This window comes from Sphaerisporangium viridialbum, assembly GCF_049674955.1.
Classification (GTDB): domain Bacteria; phylum Actinomycetota; class Actinomycetes; order Streptosporangiales; family Streptosporangiaceae; genus Sphaerisporangium; species Sphaerisporangium viridialbum.
The window spans coordinates 2,509,105-2,528,052 of the sequence record NZ_CP187232.1 but is presented as its reverse complement, the minus strand read 5'-3'; the positions used below and the strand labels follow the sequence as shown (position 1 = coordinate 2,528,052).

The window sequence follows — 18,948 nt, the reverse complement described above, 5'->3', positions numbered from 1 at the left end:
CTCACCCCATCATGGTTTGGGTAATTGCTTCTGTCGTTACGGCTTGCGACTCGAGAAGAGCGGAGAGGCCGGCCGGCGTCGGATCGGCGAAGAACTGCGCGAGCGACACCGCCACGCCGAAGCGCCCGTGAATCCGATCAAGCAACACGGGGACGAGCAGGGAATGCCCGCCCGCCGCGAAGAAGGTGACGTCCGCCTCCGCCGGTCCGGTGCCGAGCAGCTCGGACCAGATGGCGGCCAGGTCCCGCTCCACCGGCGTACGCGGCGACGCGGGCGCGCGGGCGAGGGAGGAGGCCGGACGCGGCAGCGCGGCCCGGTCCACCTTGCCGCCGGCGTTGCGCGGAAGGCGGTCCAGGGTCTTGAACGACACCGGCGGCATGGACTTGCCGAACCGCCGGCGCAGGGCGGCGCGCCAGGAGTCCGCGGCGGCGCCGGGCGTGCGGGGGACGACGTAGCCCACCAGGCGTCTGACCAGCCCGTCGGCGTCGGCGATCGCGACCACGGCGCACTCGGCCACCGACTCGTGCGCGGCGAGCGCCGCCTCGATGTCGGTCAGCTCCATGCGCGCGCCGTTGAACTTCACCTGGAAGTCCTTGCGCCCGCCGAACTCCAGGGAGCCGTCCCACCGCCGGCGGCCGAGGTCGCCGGTCCGGTAGGACCTCCGCCCGTCGTCGAAGCCGTTCAGCGGCAGGAAGGCGGACCGCTCCCCCGACGCCGCGCCGACGTACCCCGGCGTGATGTGCGGGCCGCGGATGACGATCTGGCCGGCGACGCCCGCCGGGCAGGGCCGGTCGTGCTCGTCCAGCACCAGGATCTGCCGCCCGGGGATCGGCCTGCCGATCGGCACCACGCCGTACACCGGGCCGGTGACCTCGTGCCAGGTCGCCAGGACCGACTCGGTGGGGCCGTACAGGTTGACCAGCCGCAGATCGGGCAGGGCCGCGCGCAGCCGGTTGGCCAGCTCTCCGGCCAGCGGCTCCCCCGCCAGCAGGAGATGACCGAGTGCCGGAAGCCCGCCCGGCCGGCCGTCGGCGGTGATCGCGCCGAGGAGCTGGCGCGCGAAGCTGGGGACCGTCTGGTAGACGGTGATCCCCTCGGCCGCGAGCCAGCCGGCCATCCTCTCGGGGTTCGCCCGGGTGCGCTCGGGCACCGGGTACAGCGTCGCACCCGCGACGAGCGCCGAGAATATCTCCACCAGGCTCGCGTCGTACGCCGGCGCCGCCCACTGGGCGACGCGGGAGCCGGGGCCCATGCCGAACTCCCCGGCGAACCACGTGACGAACTGCGCGAAGCTGCCGTGAGTCTGCGCGATGCCCTTGGGCCTGCCGGTCGAGCCGGAGGTGTAGGCGACGTACGCCCGCCCGGCCATGACACCGGACCGCACGGGGTCGATGGCCGCCGGGCGGGTGCCGGGAAGGTCGGTGTCCGGAACGGCGGTGTCCAGAGCGGTGTCGAGCACGGCGAGGTCCAGGATCCGCCCGTCCAGCTCGTCGCGGTACCACCGGGCAAGCTCGTCGTCCGCGGGCTCCTCGTCGAGCACCAGCACGGCCGGCCGGATGTCGCCGAGCACGGCCCTGCCCCGCTCACCGGCGTCCCCGGTGCCGAGGCACACCAGGTGCGCCCCGGCGTCGAGCACTCCGAGCAGCGTCGCGACCTGGCGCGGGCCCTGTGACATCCGCACCGCCACCGGCAGACCTTCGACGCCGCCGAGCGCCGCCAGCGCGCGGGTGACGGCCGCCGCCCGCTCCTCCAGCTCCCGGTAGGTCAGGCCGTTCCCGTCCCACACCACCGCGAGGGCGTCCGGGTCCGTACGGGCGCGCAGGTGCACCAGTTCGTGGACCGGCCGGTCCACGGGGGCGGCGGCCTCGATCAGGTCCGCCTCGCGCACCGCGGCCTGGAGGCGGTCCGCCCCCTCCAGCGGGAGGGCGTCGACCGGCAGCCCGGGCTCCCGCAGCGCCGCGGCCAGCAGGGTGTGGAGCTGCCCGAGGATCAGCCGCGCGGACTCCGGGTCGAACAGGCTGCCCCGGTACTCCAGGGATCCGGTCACGGAGGAATCGACCCGCTCGATGACGAGGGTGAGGTCGGTCCTGGCCGAGCCGCCGTGGTCCCGCAGGCGCCGGGCCGTCGCGCCGGGCAGCCTCAGCCCAGACTCGGGTGCGTCCTCGAACACGAACATCACGTCGGCCAAGGGGATCCGGTAGGGGTCGCGCTCCACGTTGAGCGCCCGTACCAGCTCGTCGAAGGGCAGCTCCCGGTGCTCGAAGGCCTCCCGCACCACCCGCGCCGTCCTGCCGAGCAGCTCGCGGAACGCCGGGCGTCCCGACAGGTCGGCGCGCAGCACCAGCAGGTTGGCGAAGGGCCCGACGACGTCGTCGGCCTCGGGCCCGGGGCGCACCGTCGCGGGCACCCCGACCACCGGCCGCTCCTCGCCGCCGTACCTGCCCAGCAGGCACTGGAACGCCGCCAGCAGGGCGACCATCGGGGTGGTCCCCTCCGCCCGGCACAGCTCCGCGAGGGCGTCGCCCAGCTCCTCGCCCCACGAGAAGCGCACGACGCCGCCGTGGGACGACGGGCCCAAGGGCCGTGCCCGGTCCACCGGCAGGGCCTGCGGCGCCGGGGCCGGTGACAGCGCTTCGGTCCACCAGTCGAGCAGGCGCCGCGACTCCGGCGTGGACGCCCGGTCGCGCTCGCGGCCGGCGTGGCCGGCGTACTGGCGCGGCGGGCCCGGCAGCGCGTCGCCGGCCGGGCGACCGGCGACGGCGGCGGCGTAACAGGCGGAGATCTCGTCCACCAGGATCGACATCGACCGCTCGTCGGCCACCGCCTGGTGGCACACGAGCACCACGGCGTGCACCGGACCGCCCGGCCGCTGCTCCGAGGAGGCGTGCCGATGCTCTGCGGCCGGCCGATGCTCCGTGGGAGCCGGCCGATGCTCCGCGGGGGCCTGCCGCGCGACGGCCAGCCGGGCGAGCGGCCCGTTGGCCAGGTCGAACGGCATGGCCGCCTGCTCGGCGCACCACCGAGGGCCGGCGGGCGGATCGAGCGTGCCGAGATCGGTCACCGGGACGGCGGCCCCGCCCACGGCGGCGATCTCCTGCGCGGGCCGCCCGCCGGCCTCGACCAGGGTGGTCCTGAGGATCTCGTGGCGGCGGGTCACCTCGCGCCACGCGGCGCTCAGGGCCTCGACGTCCAGCTCGCCGGTCACCAGGTAGGCCCTGGACAGGTTGTGCGCCGGCGAGCCGGGGACCAGCCTGTCCAGGAACCACGCGCGGTCCTGCGCGCGCGATGTCACGGCCCGCCGAGCGTGGGACCCACGGGTACGAGATGCCTCAGTCACTCATGTTCCCTTCGAGGTTCGGCGACCTGAGACGACCTTCAGAGGGAGGGGACCTTCGCCTTCTCCCCGGTCCAGGTCCAGTGGCCCTTCGCCTCCCTGACCTTGGACAGGCCCGCCGCCGCCAGCAGCACGCGCAGGAGGAACTTCGGCTTCATCAGCGTCTCGGGCCGCTCCACCTGGCCGGCGACGCGGAAGTAGGCCGCGGTGACCCTGCTGTCGCGGGCGCCCGCCCGGTAGATGAGGTTGGTCATCACCTGCCGCATGCGGACCGAGAAGGTGCGCTCGCCCTCGACGCCGGGGAAGCCGAGGTCGACGGCGTGGGTGACCTCCCACGGCGGGTCGATGACGTCGCGCGCGAGGTCGCGGAAGTACTGGAGCGGCTGCGGGGCGGCGCCGCTGTGCAGGTGGCCGCGCATGACGAGGGCCGACATCGCCGCCACCGTCATCCCACCGGCGTAGATCGGGTTGAAGCAGGTCACGGCGTCGCCGACCACCAGCAGGCCGTCGGGGAAGCGGTCCATGTCCTCGTACCGGCGCCGCAGGGTGGTCGGGAAGCGGAACGCGGTCGGCTCGTCCAGCGGCTCGGCGGCGATGACGGCCTCGTAGATCTCGGGGATGCCGAGCGACTTGACGAAGTCGTAGTAGCCCTGCTGGTCGGTCGGCGGGTGGTCACCGAGGATGCCGTAGACCGTGAGCTCGACGCGGTCGCCGTCCGTCTTGGTGAAGATCGCGCCGCGCGGCAGCTTGGGGTGGGCGATGGTGTTGATCGACAGGTCGCCCTCGTAGGGGTCGGTGCGCAGCCGGTAGTGCTGGGTGCCGTAGCCGAGACCGATCTTCTTGCGGTCCTCCACGACCCGCTGGTAGCCGAGGTCCTCCAGCCAGATCGGGGTGCGGGAGCCGCGGCCGGTGGCGTCGACGACGAGGTCGGCGTCGAGGACCTCCTCGACGCCCTCACCCTCGAGGTTCTGCACGCGGACACCGGTGATCTTGCTGCGCTCCGGCGTGGCGACCAGGCCGAGGATGTCGTGCCGCTCCAGGAAGATCACGTTGCCGAGGGCCTGCGTCCTCCGGCGGACGTGCTTCTCCAGCATCGGCCGGCTGGCGGCGACGCAGATCATGCCGGCGGGCTGCTGCCTGAGGTGCTTGCCGAGGGCGTACCAACGGACGGTGCCGGCCAGGTCGCCCTGGGGCGTGCCGTCCTCGAAGATCTCGGTGGTGATCCCCGGGTACATCTCCTCCATGGCCATCTGGCCGCGGGTCATCAGGCCGTTGATGTGCTTTCCCTGCGGGCAGCCGCGTCGCGCTTCCGCCACGTCGATCAGCTCGTCGCGGTCGACGATGACCACCTCGTCGTAGGCATCGGCGAGCACTCTGGCCGCGAACAGTCCGGCAAGGCTTCCACCGAGCACCACCGCGCGGGTATTTGCGTCGTTGCCCATCGTGTCATCTCCTCGAAATTCCGTATTCTTCAGGCATCGTCTATGCGGTGGTCGTTAACCGGTGCCGGTTCTTTTCCTGATGACCACCAGCGTCGTATGGATTTCACGCCGGCCTTGGTCGGTAACTGATCTGACGACGGCGGAGCGTGCCGGCCGGAATATCCCGGCGAGGGCGCCGGAATCGTCTGCGGCCCGGGTCGGCCGGTACATGGGACGACGACCCGCGGGCGGGGGTCGCATGGTTTTAAGAGCTCGCCGTGGTCGCGAAGCATGAGGGTCGATCCGCAGGTCGGCGGGGTTGATGACGGCCCGCCGTCGTACCCCTCCGGCTCATAACGGTTCGCCGGCGACGACGCTAGCCACGGTTACGAGACACGGAAGGCTCCTTCCTTCACCTGTTCAGCGAGAAACAGTCGATCCGCCGATCAGCACCGCTACATCGTCACGTCCTGCGACGCCGTGTCGCATCTTTCGGAATGCTGTGCTGAGCGCCCTCACGCCGCGGGAAGGGATATAAGGGGGGCCTGAAACCAGAGCGCAATTCAGGAGATGTGCGCGCGAGGCCGCGAATGTGACGCTGACCGCATGACCGAGTTTGAGGGTAAGACCGTACTGATCACCGGTGGCGGCAGCGGCATGGGCCTGGCCACCGCACGACGCCTCGTGGCCGACGGAGCGAACGTCGTCCTCGCCGGACGCGACAAGGACCGCCTCGACGCGGCGGCCAAGGACCTCGACGCCGGAGACCGGGTGCTGACCGTCGCCGCCGACGTCTCCAGCACCGAGGACCTCGACCGGCTCATGGCCGAGATCGAGCAGCGCTTCGGGCGCCTGCACGGTGTCTTCGCCAACGCGGGCATCGCCCTGTTCGGGATGAGCGCGCAGGCCACCGAGGCCGACTTCGACCACATCACCGGCATCAACTTCAAGGGGGTGTACTTCACCATCCAGAAGGCGCTGCCGCTCCTGGGGGAGGGCTCCTCCGTCGTGATCAACGGGTCCTGGCTCGCCCACCGCGGCCTGGCCTTCACCTCGATCTACGCCGCCACCAAGGCCGCCGTGATCAACCTCACCCGCACCCTCGCGCCGGACCTCGGCAGCCGTGGCATCAGGGTCAACGCCGTCAGCCCGGGCTATGTCGTCACCGACATGTTCACCGCCATCTCCAGCACGGAAGAGGCGCAGGAGCAGTGCCGCAGCCAGGTCGCGCTCGGCCGGCTCGGCAGCGCCGACGACGTGGCCGACGCCGCCGCCTTCCTGCTCTCCTCCCGCTCGTCGTACATCACCGGCCAGGAGCTCGCCGTCGACGGCGGCCTGACCACCTCCGTCGCACTCTGATCCCCTTCGAACCGGGCCTCCGGCGAGCGCCATGTGCTGACCGACCATCGCCCGCCGGCCCGGCCTCTCCCCGGCGACACCCCGGCCGCTGACACGCGCCGCGGCCCCTACGCCTCGAACACGGCGTCTTCCCCATCCCGAGCCCCGATACATCGGAGGTATCGCAGCGGCTCGCATGGCGATTGTGGCTGGTAGCAGGCCGTTTATCCGCCCAGCTGCATGATTTTGGGCTGCTATGGGGGATTTTGTTGATCCTGCAGCCCATCTTCTAGGTATTGACGTTGGAAGACATCCAATGTTAACTGCGCCTGACAGTCTGGAAACGGAACTGTGCGGCGTCCCGGCGGGAGACACCGCCGTTCCGTATCGGGTCTGCGCCATCAGACACCCCCTCGGCACTGCTCCGCGCGGCGACGGCCGCAGTGACGGCGAGGGCGGCCCGCCGCGGGAGAGGAAGACCATGCTGAAGAGGCTGTTACGTAGCCTGCCACCGTTGACGCTCGCCGTAGGCCTGCTGGCCGTGGGGGTGGCCACGCCGACCCTGGCCTCGGCGACCGACGCGGCGTTCGACCAGGCCGCAGGCACGCTCAACGTGGACTACCAGGGATACCTGTCCAAGCACGACATCGTCTACAACAGGCCCAACACCAATCCGAACTACGGCCTCACCGTCGGCAACGGCCGCACCGGCGCCATGGTGTGGAACCAGAACGGCCTGACGATGCAGGTGTCGGGCGTCGACCTGTCACAGCAGTCCGCGTTCGCCGCCGGCCTGGTGAACCTGTACTCCAACCCGGGGATGGACACCGGGTACACGAACTACCAGCAGCGGCTGTCGCTGTACGACGGGACCCTGACCACCAAGTACGACTCCAACAGGACCGTCACCATCCTCGGGTCGCCCAACTCCGAGGTCATGGGCATCCACGTCGACGACACCCGCGGCGGGGTGTCGAGCGTGGCCATGGACCTGAGCATGTGGGACCCCGCGACCGTCACCAACAGCGGCGACGTACCCGACCTGAACACCTGGAAGACGATCTCCACCTACGCCGACTCGGCGAGCGCCGGGCTGAGCCGAGGGCAGACCGACGCCAACGGGTTCGGCTACACCCTGGCCGCCACTGTGGAGGGCGCGGGCTTCACCACCCAGGTCGTGGACGGCAGGAAGGTGCGGCTGAACATCACGCCCACCTCCAGCTACACGATCTGGATCACCGCCTCCAGCCGGATCAACGCCCCCAACCGCGACTCGGTGACCCAGGCGCGCAACCAGCTCTCCTCGGTCAAGAGCACCGGGTACGCCACGACGTACACGAACTACCGCAACTGGTGGCACGCGTTCTGGAACAAGTCGTTCGTCCAGTACTCCAACGGCTCGCGCGACGCGGACTACATGGAGAACGTCTACTACCTGAGCACCTACATGATCGCGGCCGGGGGCTACGGCAACTACCCGCTGCACTTCATCAACGGGGTGTTCCGCGCGACCCAGGACGCCACCAAGTGGAGCAACGCCTACTGGTACTGGAACCAGCGCGACGTCTACAACTCGTTCCTGGCCTCCAACCACAGCGACCTGATGGACGGCTTCAACAAGCTCTACAGCCGTAACTACAACGCGCTGAAGGCGTACACGCAGACCAGGTACGGCGTGGACGGCCTGTGGGTGCCGGAGACGATGGGCTGGGACGGCAACGCGCGCGGCACCGTCGGCAGCGACTACACCAAGAACATCCTGTCGACCGGCTACGAGGCCGCGTACAACATGTACCTGCGCTACCGGTACACCGACGACGCCAACTACCTGCGCGACGTCGCCTACCCGTACATGCGTGAGACGGCGAAGTTCTACTCGGCCATGCTGTCGTACGACAGTGCGAGCAACACCTACTACATGGCCAACTCCAACTCCCACGAGACGTACTGGAACGTCCGCAACGCCATCACCGACCTCGCGGCCGTGCGGAGCATCTTCCCGCTCACCATCCAGGTCAGCCAGCAGCTCGGACTGGACAGCGGCCTGCGCGCCGGCTGGCAGAACGTGCTGGACCGCCTGGTGCCGTACCAGGTCGCCAACGGCGCCTACCAGCCGCACCAGCCGCCGATCTCGCAGACCAGGAACAACGAGAACGTCTCGGCCGAGCTGATCTGGCCGTACAACATCACCGGCATCGGCTACCCCGACTACCAGACCGCGGTCAACACCTGGAACCAGCGGCCGTTCCCCTACGGCAACGTGTGGTCCAACGACGCGGTGCAGGCGGCCCGCCTCGGCCTGGGCGACCAGGCGTACCAGGGCATGAAGACGATGCTGCAGAAGTACCAGAACTACCCCAACGGCATGACCAACAACACCAACGGCGTCTTCGAGTACCTCGGCGTGCACCTGTCGGCGCTCAACGAGTCGCTCATGCAGAGCTACAACGACAAGATCCGGGTGTTCCCGGCGGTGCCGGCCGACTCCTCCTTCGTCGGGAAGTTCACCCTCCTGGCCAAGGACGGCTTCCTCGTGAGCTCCGAGCGCGAGGCGGGCGAGGTCAAGTACGTCGGCCTCAAGAGCCTGTACGGCAAGCAGGCCACGGTGGTCAATCCCTGGGGCACCCAGCAGGTGCGCGTGCGCCGCGCCTCTGACAACGCCATCCTGGCCACCTCCTCCAGCGCCGAGGTCTCCTTCGCCACCGCGGCGAACACGGTCTACGTCGTGGAGCGCACGGCCAAGCCGCTCAGCTCGTACTCCTCGGCCCGGCTCACCGGCACCGCCAACCAGAGCGTGAAGACGCTCAGCGGCACCGCCTCGGCCCTCGGCATCGGGACGACGGGGAACGCGCTGGTCAACGACACCGAGCTCACCTACGACGCCAACTGGTACCACACGACGGCCAGGGGCTACGGCGACTACAACGACGACACCCACCACACCAACACGGTGGGGGCGACGGCCCAGTACACCTTCACCGGCACCGGCATCGAGTACCTCTCGGAGCGCAACGGTGACATGGGCAACGTGGACGTCTATATCGACAACGCCCTGCAGGCCAACGTGAACCTGTACGTCTCGGGCGCCAGGCAGGCCCAGCAGGTGGTCTTCAGCAAGTCGGGACTGTCCAGCGGCCAGCACACGATCAAGATCGTCAACAAGGCCACCGCCGTCGGCATGGTGGACGCCCTGCGCGTCCTCACCGGGACGTCGGGGACCCCGACGATCAGCCTGCGCTCCAAGGCCAACAACCTGTACGTCACGGCGCCCAACGGCTCGCCGCTGATCGCCAGCAAGTCCAGTGTGGGGACCGGCGAGCAGTTCGAGCGCGTGGACCTCGGCAACGGCAACATCGCGCTGAAGGCCAGGAGCAACAGCCAGTTCGTGAGCGCGGAGAACGCCGGCGCCGACGCGCTGATCGCCAACCGGCCCTCGGCCGGCTCCTGGGAGACCTTCCAGCTGATCAACAACCCCGACGGGACGGTCAGCCTGAAGGCGCAGGTCAACGGCAAGTACGTCTGCGCCGACGGCGGCGGTTCCCAGCCGCTCATCGCCAACCGCACCGCCATCGGCCCCTGGGAGTCGTTCGACCTGATCAGCAACTGAACCTCGCGGGCCTCTGAGCCTTATCACCGAGTGAACCCCGGCGACGCGCCCGGCGGGCCTGTCAAGCCCCCCGGGCGCGTTCCGGCACGACTTCCACAGGAGAACCCGTGAGACGAGCAGCCGTTCCCCGTCTATCCCTGGTGGTAGCTTTCTTGACCGCTTTGCTCTCGACGCTGGCCGCCGCCGTGGCGGCCGGCCCGCCCGCCGCCGCGGCGGCCGCGTGGACCGGCACGTGGGCGGCCTCGCCGCAGCGCGGTGACACGACCTTCAACCGGCAGACCATCCGCCAGGTGGTGCGCACCAGCATCGGCGGCACCTCCGCCCGCATCCAGCTCTCGAACGCCTTCGGCACGCAGCCGGTGACCTTCGACGACGTGCACCTGGCACGCCGTACCTCCGACTCCGGCGTCGATCTCTCCACCGACCGGGTGGTGACCTTCGGCGGCCAGCGGTCCGTCACCGTCCCCGCCGGATCGCTGGCGGTCAGCGACGCGATCGGCTTCACGGTCCCCGCGCAGTCGGACCTCGTGGTCAGCGTCTACCTTCCCCAGCCGACCGGCCCCGCGACCTACCACCAGACCTCGACCCAGACCAACTACATCGCCTCGGGCGACGTCAGCGGCAACGCCTCCCTCTCGGGCGCCCAGCAGGCCGGCAGCTACTACTTCCTGGCGAACGTCGACGTGCAGAACGCCTCCTCGCAGGGCGCCGTCGTCACGCTGGGGGCCTCGATCACCGACGGGGTGGGCTCCAGCTTCAACGCCAACCGGCGCTGGCCCAACCGGCTTGCCTCCCGGATCATCGACTCCGGCCGCGTGGCCGGGGTGCTCAACCAGGGCATCAGCGGCAACAAACTGCTGGCCGACGGCGCGGGACAGAGCGCGCCCAACCGGTTCGACCGCGACGTGCTCAACCAGCCGGACGTCCGCTGGGTGATCTTCTCGGACGACCCGATCAACGACCTGGGCTCGTCCTCGCCGCCGCCCCAGGCGTCGCGGCTGATCGACGCGGCCAAGCAGCTGATCGACCGCGCCCACCAGCGGAACATCAAGTTCATCTGCTCGACGCTGACCCCCTTCCGCGGCTCGGGCGGCTGGTCGCAGGCGGCCGAGGACCAGCGCGTGGCCTACAACAACTTCGTCCGCGGCGCGGGCAGCGGCTGTGACGCGGTGCTCGACCAGGACGCGGCGACCAGGGACCCGGCCAACCCGACCATGTTCCTGCCCGCCTACGACACCGGCGACCACCTGCACCCCAACGAGGCGGGCCTGCAGGCCATCGCGAACGCCGTCGACCTGAGCTGGTTCGGCGCCCCGGTCACGCCGGTCTCCTCGGTGGTCAGCCTGCGCTCCCGGGCCAACAACCTGTACGTCACGGCGCCCAACGGCTCGCCGCTGATCGCGAGCAAGTCCAGCGCCGGCGCGAGCGAGCAGTTCGAGCGCGTCGACCTCGGCAACGGCAACATAGCGCTGAAGGCGAGGAGCAACGGCCAGTTCGTCGCGGCCGAGAACGCCGGCGCCCAGGCGCTCATCGCCAACCGGGCGTCCGCGGGCTCGTGGGAGACCTTCCAGCTCATCAACAACCCCGACGGTACGGTCAGCCTGAAGGCCCAGGTCAACGGCAAGTACGTCTGCGCCGACGGCGGCGGTTCCCAGCCGCTCATCGCCAACCGCACCGCCATCGGCCCCTGGGAGTCGTTCGACCTCGTCAGGAGCTGACACGACCACGCTCCGGGGCGCACGCCGAGCACCCCGGAGCGTGTCTCACGGGCGGCGCGTCCGCCGGGTCAGGTCCGTACGGCCGTGATGAAGGCGAAGCTGCCGGGACCGGAGGCGTCGCGCACGGTCATCCCCGCGTCGGCCAGCCACCGCCTGATCTCGTCCATCTCGAAGAGCAGCATCCCCTCGACCCGGCTCGGGAAGTAGTGCGAGGTCTGGAAGTACCGGACGATCGGGTCGGAGTCGAACAGGAAGGTCATCATCGTGAAGGTGCCGCCCGGCCGCAGGACCCGGCCCACCTCGGCGATGGCCCTGGCCGCGTCGTCGGGGAAGGCGTGCAGGGCGTTCCAGCAGTTCACCGCGCCCAGGCTGGCGTCGTCGAACGGGAGGTCGAGCGCGCTGGCGCGGACCGCGGGCACCTCGGGCAGCGTGTCGCGCAGCACCGTCAGCATCGGAAGGCCCATGTCCAGGGCGATCAGCCGGTCGTGGCCGACGGTCCCGGCGACCACGCGCGTCCACCTGCCGGCGCCCGCCGCGAGGTCGAGCACCGGGCCGTCCACCGGGCTTATGTGCCGCACCATGTAGGCGTCCTCGTCCGCGAGGGTGACGGCGCCGCCCCAGTTCGCACCGGCGATCCGCAGGAACGCCGGCCGCAGCACGGACTCGTAGTAGATGCCCATGGTGGGCATCTCCGCCAGCTTCGACAGCAGGTTCGCGGTCGCGTCGTCCTCGACGTCCGCCGCCGACTCGCTCACGCCCTCCGACAGGTCGAGGATGCCGCGCGCGATGGGGTACCGGGTCGAGCAGGCGCCGCACCGGACGATGTCGCCCTCGAAGTCGAGCGAATCGCCGCAGGATGGGCAGCGGAAGGCCTCCGCGTGGCGGGCGAAGATGCCGGTCCCCGCACCCGCCGCGGGGGCCGCGTACGTGGCGGCGGGCCAGGCGGCGTCCGCGGACCAGGCCGCTTCGCCGGCGACCACCGGAGCGCCGAACCGCACCGCCCAGTACGCCTTCGCACCCGAGTAGCCGAGCAGGGTCCGGGTGTCGTTCTCCCAGTTGGTGGTGATCTGCCCGGGGGTGAGGGTCTGGATCCACTGCTCGTGGAACTCGCGCTCGTCGTCGGTCAGCACCCACACCGACGGCGAGGGCCACAGGGTGCCGAGGTCGGGGGCGTCGAGGTCCAGCGTGCTCAGAGCCCGGTCGAGCCTGCTCAGGTCGTCCGGGTCCAGCTCCAGGTGCTCGACGGCGTCGAGGATCCTGTCGCGGTCGCCGGGGAAGTGCGACAGGAGGTACAGCAGGGCGAGCGTCAGCGGCCGGCCCGCCACGGCGTCGCCGACGAGGTCGAGGTACCGGTCGAGGCCTCCGCGCACCGCGGTGGCGACCTCGCCGTCGACGGCGGGGTACTCGGACTCGGCGAGCAGGGCCAGCAGGATGATCACGTAGCCCCTGCGGTCGTCGCCCGCCTCGTCCAGGTAGGCCACGAGAGCGGGCACCGCCGCCGCCGCCTCGTCCGTCGGCTCGCCGTCGTGCCACAGCGCGCCGACCAGACGCCGGTACTCCGTGTGGAGGTCGTCGGGGCCTGCGGTGGTGAGGCCTGCCAGCAGCTCCGCGACGGTCAGCCGCATGGTGGGAACACTCATGTGCGCGTCCTTTCACGAAAGGTGAGGACGGGCTGGTCCGCGCAGCCTGACCGGCTGCCGTGCGTCGACCGCGCCCGTTGTGCACTGTCATCTGGCCGCTTCGGCGGCCCAGCTCACTCCGCACAACCGGCGAGATACGAGATATCCGTTCATACGAGCTTCCCACCGGCGGTTCCGTGAGTCTTCTCCGAGCGTGCTGTTCCGGCCGGCGCGGCGGCCCACCGGCCGGAACAGCAACCATAGAGATGCGGCGGGGTCCCGGCGGCGCCGACGATTGGCGTCAGTGAACGGTTCCGCGTCTTCGCGCCCGGCCGCCTTGGGGCGCCCGGGCCGCCGGTCGGCACGCCTCCTGTCCGTTTTCGCCGGCTCCCCTCGGCCCGGTACGGCGTGTGAGGCCCCTCGATGGGAGTGACGGACTAATGACCAGGGAATTGATCGATCCGGCCGACATCGGCACGCACTACGACGAGCGCTCTCCCATCGGGGACGAGTTCCGCAACGGCCAGCTCCACATGTGGTACTGGTACGACAACGAGGACGACACCCCGCTGAAGGACGCCGTTCACCGGATCAGCCGCAAGGTGACCGACACGCTCGGCCTGCGCCCCGGCGAGCGTCTGCTGGACGCGGGATGCGGGCCGGGCGAGACGGCGGTGTACCTCGCCAAGAACCTCGGCGTGCACGTCACCGGCATCACGGTGAGCGCCTTCGAGATCGACAAGGCCAACGAGCGGGCCGCGGCCACGGGCGTGAGCGACCGGGTGCGCTTCGAGTACGGCGACTACATGGACCTCGCCTACCCGGACGACTCGTTCGACGCGGTGCTCGCGCTGGAGTCGCTCCAGAACGCCCAGGACCTCGGCCAGGTGCTGAGGGAGCTGTACAGGGTGCTGCGCCCCGGGGGGCGGATCTCCTTCTCCGACTTCAGCCTGGAGTCGGCGGCCGATCCGGACAGGGTGGCGAAGTTCATGGACACCCTCAAACTGCGCGAGCTGCCCACGCTCGCGGAGTGGATCGAGCACGCGCGGAGCGCGGGTTTCGAGGTCGAGGAGTACACCCAGTGCGGCCCGAGGGTCTTCGGCAAGAAGTCGAAGTACATCAGGTCCGCCATGGACCAGCGGGACACGATCGCCGCGAAGTTCGGCGAGGAGGCGCTCGCGGAGTTCTCACGCAGGCACCTCGGCTTCTTCGCCCCGCGAAAGGACCAGATCGGCTACGTGATCCTCTCCGCCCGCAAGCCGCGGCGCTAGGACGCGTCTCACCAGCCCTTTCCGAGCCGTTTCTCCGACCCCTAATCCCGGGGTGCCGCCCCGGGTAAGGGGTGACCGTGGGTACGGGCGCGCGCATGATGGTAATGCGCGTCGCGATCGACGCCTCCCGGCATCTTCGCCGGGTGAGCGGGCGACCTGCACCGGTACGCCCGGTGTGCGCCCCCAGAGCCGGCGGTCCGAATCGATGGCGACCGGAGCACCACGGTCCTCCGGTGACGTCCCTCGACGGCCCGTGGTCCGCCGGCGTTCTCCGGTAATCGACCGACCAGCGGAGCTGAGATGACCACAGAGCACGCTTTGCACCAGCCCGAAGGCACCTCTGAGTTCTACGACATGTCCAACCTGATCCTGCTCGAGGTGTGGGACGAGAACTTCCACCAGGGATACTGGCTCTCGGCGGACGACGAGAGCTCCAACAAGGTGGCCACCGACCGCCTGACCGACCTGCTCATCGAGAAGTCGGATCTCGAGCAGGGAGGCAGGGTGCTGGACGTGGGTTGCGGCGTCGGCACCTCCGCCTTCCGCCTGGCGGAGAAGACCCCGGCCGAGATCATCGGCATCTCCAACAACCAGGCCCAGATCGACGAGGCGGGCCGCCGCGCCGCGGCCAAGGGCCTGGCCGACCGGGTCACCTTCGCGTACGCCGACGTGCTCGCGCTGCCCTACCCTGACGGTTCGTTCGACGTCGTGTGGGTCTTCGAGGCCCTCATGCACATGGACCGCACGGCGACGCTGCGCGAGCTCCTCCGCGTGCTGCGGCCGGGCGGGCGGGTCGTCCTCACCGACTTCCTGCTGCATGGCCCGCTGAGCGACGAGGACCGGGCCAGGGTGGCAGGCCACATGGAGGAGATCCAGGCCAGCCCCGTGCTCGACGAGGACTCCTACCGCGCCCTGGTCGCCGGTACGGGGCTGGAGCTGGTCGAGCTGCTCGACATCAGCGAGCACACCGCCAAGACCGCCTGGCGGGTGTACGACGCGGTGAACGAGCGGTTCGACGAGCTGGTCGAGCGCTACGGCCCGGAGGCCGCCGACGTGCTGAACGCCTTCCGCAACCCCATCGGGTTGCGTCCGGAGATGGGCTACCTCATCGCGGTCGCCCGCAAGCCCGCCTGACGCGAAAAGGCTCTGCCGGCCGTGTCCAGCTTCTTCGGTGGACACGGCCGGCAGGGACTGGGGGGCGAAACGCGCTCAGCGCTGGTCTCTCTGTGCTGCTCTTTCTGTACTGGTCCGTCTGTACTGGTCTGTCGGTGCTCGTCTCAGTGCTCGTCGGCGATGCCGAAGTGCGCCTTGGCGAGCTCGCGCTTGGCGATGGTGGACAGGAAGACGGCGAATCCGGCGTGGCTGTGGAACATGGACATGTCACGCCACACCCGCTCGATGCGCTGCCCCTGGCGGACCGCGCTGGAGCCCGCGGTGGGGAACAGGTAGTTCTCGACCGCGTGCCAGCAGAGCTTCACGACCTCGTGGCAGATGGCGGCGATCCGCATCTCCCGCTCCTTGGTGACCGCCGGCGCGCCCTTGGCCGTGGTCTCGGCCCACTGCTGGACGGCGTTCATGATGGCCGCCTCCCCCGTGGCGATCATCCCGGCGGCCTCGCCGTACCAGAACTGGTAGTCGGGGGCCTCGGCGCGGGTCATGGTCGGCGGGAACGCGGTGGTCCGCGTGCGCATCAGCTCCTCGTAGGCGTCGAGCGCCCCGAGCGCCATGCCGACGGCGAGCACGGCGTCCTCGATGACCATGAAGCTGAGCTGGCCGCCGCCGTACAGGGGGTTGTCGTGCAGGTCGCGTCCGGGTGTGCCCTCGTTGACGGTGACCTGGCTGACGTGCGTGGGGAGGGTGTAGCGGGCCGGGACCAGCCCGTTCTCCATGACGATGCTGTGCGATCCGCTGCCCTTGAGGCCGAGCTGCCCGCCCCAGTCGTTCAGGCGCCTCCACTGGCTACGCGGGGCGACGAACAGCATCGGCGCCGGCGGCTCGCCCTCGGCGGGCGACACCAGCGTGTGGCCGATGAAGTGGGTGGCGTACGGCGAGCCAGAGCAGTAGTTCCAGGTGCCGTTGAGCAGCCAGTCACCGTCGGGCGTGCGCTCGACGGTGCCGCTCGGCATCACCGTGGCGGGGCAGATGAAGTCGCCGGCCTCGAAGAACTCGGCCTGTGCCCGCTCGTCGAACAGCGAGGCGGCCATCAGCGCGTGGGCGTGTCCCAGGCAGTACATCCAGCCGGTCGAGGGGCACCCCCTGGTGAGGGCCATCACCACTCGCAGGAAGGTGTCGATGCCGAACTCGTAGCCGCCGTAGCGCCGCGGGACGAGGATCCGGTAGAAGCCGGCCTTAAGAAACTCCTCGTGGGTGTCGGGCGCGTAGAAGGTGCGTTCCTCGGTATCGGCCTGGCGGGCGACCAGCGTCGGTGCGATGGCCTCGGCCCGCGCGATGATCTCTGCGGGCGTGAGCCCGGGCTCGGGCGGGAAGACGACTCCGTACTCGGAAACATTCGTGGCTACTGCCATCGCTGCGCAGGTCCTTATCTCGAATGGGTGGCGGGGGACGGTGGCGTACGCGGCGACGGCGTGTACGTGCCGCGGCTCACCGTCCATGACGCGTCCGTCGCCACCGGCTCGCCGTCCCCGAGAGGCGGCGATTCCTTCCGGACGGGGAAGACGCACCCCCGAAACGGTGGCGATCATCCGGTCGCACGGCCTTTCCTCACATCCGGCCTTGTCATCAAGCGTCACTCGCGCCGGTGGAGCGGGGCATCTCCTGGAATGCGATGTGCCCGTTCACCGTGCGCCGCCCGGGAAACACCGCATTTTGGGAAATGCGCGGGGTTCGCCGGGATGCAAAGGTCAAGACCTGCTGGTCGATGCACGGTGGTCTCAGGACCACGTTCGGGGCGTCCGTCGACCGGCCTGAGCCGGCCAGAACGTAAGAAGGTGCGTCAAATTGGTGGAGTTGTCGAAACCCGTCGGGTCCCGTCCCGTACCCCTGCCATCCCGGCTTCCGTCACTGACCGGAATGCGGTTCATCTCCGCGGCGATGGTGTTCCTGACCCACGCCCTCGGCGCCGGCCTGTTCGCCACGGCGTGGCTGAACGCGAGCACCACGACACTGGTCGTCCAGGGCGGCTGGGCGGCGGTCGTCTACTTCTTCGTCCTCAGCGGCTTCGTCCTCACCTACGCCCAGCGCTCCTCGGACACCACGGGAATGTTCCTGCGGCGCCGCATCCTGAAGATCTACCCGAACTACGCGATCACCCTCATCGCCGCGCTCATCCTGGTGAGCGTGGTGGCCAAGACGGCCATCGACGGCAAGACCGCGCTGGTGCACTTCCTGCTGCTGCAGTCGTACTTCCCCACGATGGACGTCAGGATCGCCTTCAACTCCCCGGCCTGGTCGCTGTCGTGCGAGGCGCTGTTCTACCTCTGCTTCCCGCTGCTGGCGCGCTACATCCGCCGGATCAGGCCCGAGCGGCTCTGGGCGTGGGCGGGCGTCATCGTGGCCGTGACCGTCGCCATCCCGTCGCTGTCCAAGCTGCTGCCGGAACAACCGCTGATCCCCGGCTTCCCCATGACGGAATCGCAGATGTGGTTCGTCATGCAGTTCCCGCCGGTGCGGATGCTGGAGTTCGTCTTCGGCATGATCCTCGCCAGGATCGTCATGACCGGCAGGAGGCTCCCGCTGGGCCTCGGCGGCTCGCTGGCGCTGGGCATCGCGCTGTACGCCCTCGCGCCGTTGCTCCCGCTGAGCTACACCGTCGTCGCCATCTGGATCGTCCCGCTCGGCCTCATCATCGCCGCGGGAGCCGCCGGGGACGCCAAGGGCAGGACCAGCTGGATCGGCAGCCGCCCCATGGTCAAGCTCGGTGAGTGGTCGTACGCCTTCTACATGTGGCACTACCTGATCCTGATCTACGCCCGCCAGTGGTTCGGCTCCCCCAAGGGCTGGAGCACCCCGGTCGGGTTCCTCATGCTGGGCGTGCTGTTCGCGATCACCCTGGGGCTTTCGTGGCTGCTGTTCACGCTGGTCGAGGACCCGATCATGAAGCGCTTCGCCACGCCCAAGCGGCGCCGCCGCAGCGGCACGCCTCCCCCGCCCCCGATCGAGGGCCCGCCCGCCGGAACCCACGCCGCCGAGGCGCCCGCGCCGGTCGCGTCGACCGCGCCGTCCGTCGCGCCCTAGTCACCGCCCGCCACGGGCGACGCCCGGCCGCCGGTTCTCCTGACCGGCGGCCGGGCCTCGGCCTGAGGGGTGAGACAAATGATCCGCCCGCCGTCCCCGGCGGGCGGATCTCTCGCGTGGGACGACCCTTCGGAGACTCGCGGCGACGCCGTCGAGGAGGCGGCCCAGGCCGTACGCGAACCAGCCCTCCAGGGCGGTGTACGTCCGGCCGCCTTCGACCGCCATCCACGGCATGTACGCGGGCCTCGGCCGGCGTTCCAGCATCGTCAGCGGATGTCCGGCAGAGCACCCCGGCCGCCGCGGGCGGCGCCCGCAGGTGTGGCCGTCCGGCCAGGTGCGGTGTGCCGGAAGAACGACGATGCCCGACCGCCGAAGCGATCGGGCATCTCTGGCCGGGTCAGGGATGAAGCCGGACAGTCCATCCGTTTCCCGTGGAAGGTCTATCT

General features: G+C 70.0%; 10 protein-coding genes. 6 read left to right on the top strand and 4 right to left on the bottom strand.

Annotation, left to right across the window (positions count from 1 at the left end; genetic code table 11):
• Window position 1: 1 nt before the first annotated feature.
• Together ACOZ38_RS11160 and ACOZ38_RS11155 are read right to left on the bottom strand one after the other, a co-directional pair.
• Complete coding sequence (locus ACOZ38_RS11160; protein WP_424530148.1) at window positions 2–3,292, bottom strand: non-ribosomal peptide synthetase; 3,291 nt, start codon at window positions 3,290–3,292, stop codon at window positions 2–4.
• Window positions 3,293–3,375: 83 nt separating this feature from the next.
• Window positions 3,376–4,776 (bottom strand): NAD(P)/FAD-dependent oxidoreductase, encoded by a 1,401-nt coding sequence (locus ACOZ38_RS11155; RefSeq protein WP_424530146.1) that lies wholly within the window; start codon window positions 4,774–4,776, stop codon window positions 3,376–3,378.
• A 585-nt stretch (window positions 4,777–5,361) separates the two neighbouring features.
• Here ACOZ38_RS11155 and ACOZ38_RS11150 point away from each other — a divergent pair.
• The 3 genes from ACOZ38_RS11150 to ACOZ38_RS11140 all read left to right on the top strand — a co-directional run bounded on the left by ACOZ38_RS11150 (window position 5,362) and on the right by ACOZ38_RS11140 (window position 11,418).
• On the top strand, window positions 5,362–6,114 hold the full coding sequence (locus tag ACOZ38_RS11150) for an SDR family NAD(P)-dependent oxidoreductase (protein ID WP_424530144.1): 753 nt from the start codon (window positions 5,362–5,364) through the stop codon (window positions 6,112–6,114).
• Between the two features lie 493 nt (window positions 6,115–6,607).
• On the top strand, window positions 6,608–9,700 hold the full coding sequence (locus ACOZ38_RS11145) for a glycosyl hydrolase family 95 catalytic domain-containing protein (protein WP_424530142.1): 3,093 nt from the start codon (window positions 6,608–6,610) through the stop codon (window positions 9,698–9,700).
• A gap of 152 nt (window positions 9,701–9,852) precedes the next feature.
• Window positions 9,853–11,418: a GDSL-type esterase/lipase family protein gene (locus ACOZ38_RS11140; RefSeq protein ID WP_424530140.1), complete on the top strand. Its 1,566-nt coding sequence runs from the start codon at window positions 9,853–9,855 to the stop codon at window positions 11,416–11,418.
• 68 nt (window positions 11,419–11,486) lie between these two features.
• Here ACOZ38_RS11140 and ACOZ38_RS11135 read toward each other — a convergent pair whose 3' ends face one another.
• Entirely contained in the window at window positions 11,487–13,058 is a 1,572-nt protein-coding gene (locus ACOZ38_RS11135) for a class I SAM-dependent methyltransferase (protein WP_424530138.1), read from the bottom strand.
• A 419-nt stretch (window positions 13,059–13,477) separates the two neighbouring features.
• Between ACOZ38_RS11135 and ACOZ38_RS11130 the strand changes: the two genes are divergently transcribed.
• Window positions 13,478–14,308 (top strand): SAM-dependent methyltransferase, encoded by an 831-nt coding sequence (locus ACOZ38_RS11130; protein WP_424530136.1) that lies wholly within the window; start codon window positions 13,478–13,480, stop codon window positions 14,306–14,308.
• A gap of 300 nt (window positions 14,309–14,608) precedes the next feature.
• On the top strand, window positions 14,609–15,442 hold the full coding sequence (locus ACOZ38_RS11125; protein WP_424530135.1) for an SAM-dependent methyltransferase: 834 nt from the start codon (window positions 14,609–14,611) through the stop codon (window positions 15,440–15,442).
• A 143-nt stretch (window positions 15,443–15,585) separates the two neighbouring features.
• On the opposite strand, the gene ACOZ38_RS11120 is transcribed toward ACOZ38_RS11125, so the two are convergent.
• The gene (locus ACOZ38_RS11120; RefSeq protein ID WP_424530133.1) at window positions 15,586–16,833 is read right to left on the bottom strand and encodes an acyl-CoA dehydrogenase family protein; all 1,248 of its coding nucleotides are present in this window, start codon (window positions 16,831–16,833) and stop codon (window positions 15,586–15,588) included.
• A gap of 505 nt (window positions 16,834–17,338) precedes the next feature.
• Here ACOZ38_RS11120 and ACOZ38_RS11115 point away from each other — a divergent pair.
• The gene (locus ACOZ38_RS11115) at window positions 17,339–18,502 is read left to right on the top strand and encodes an acyltransferase family protein (protein WP_424530131.1); all 1,164 of its coding nucleotides are present in this window, start codon (window positions 17,339–17,341) and stop codon (window positions 18,500–18,502) included.
• Window positions 18,503–18,948: the final 446 nt, after the last annotated feature.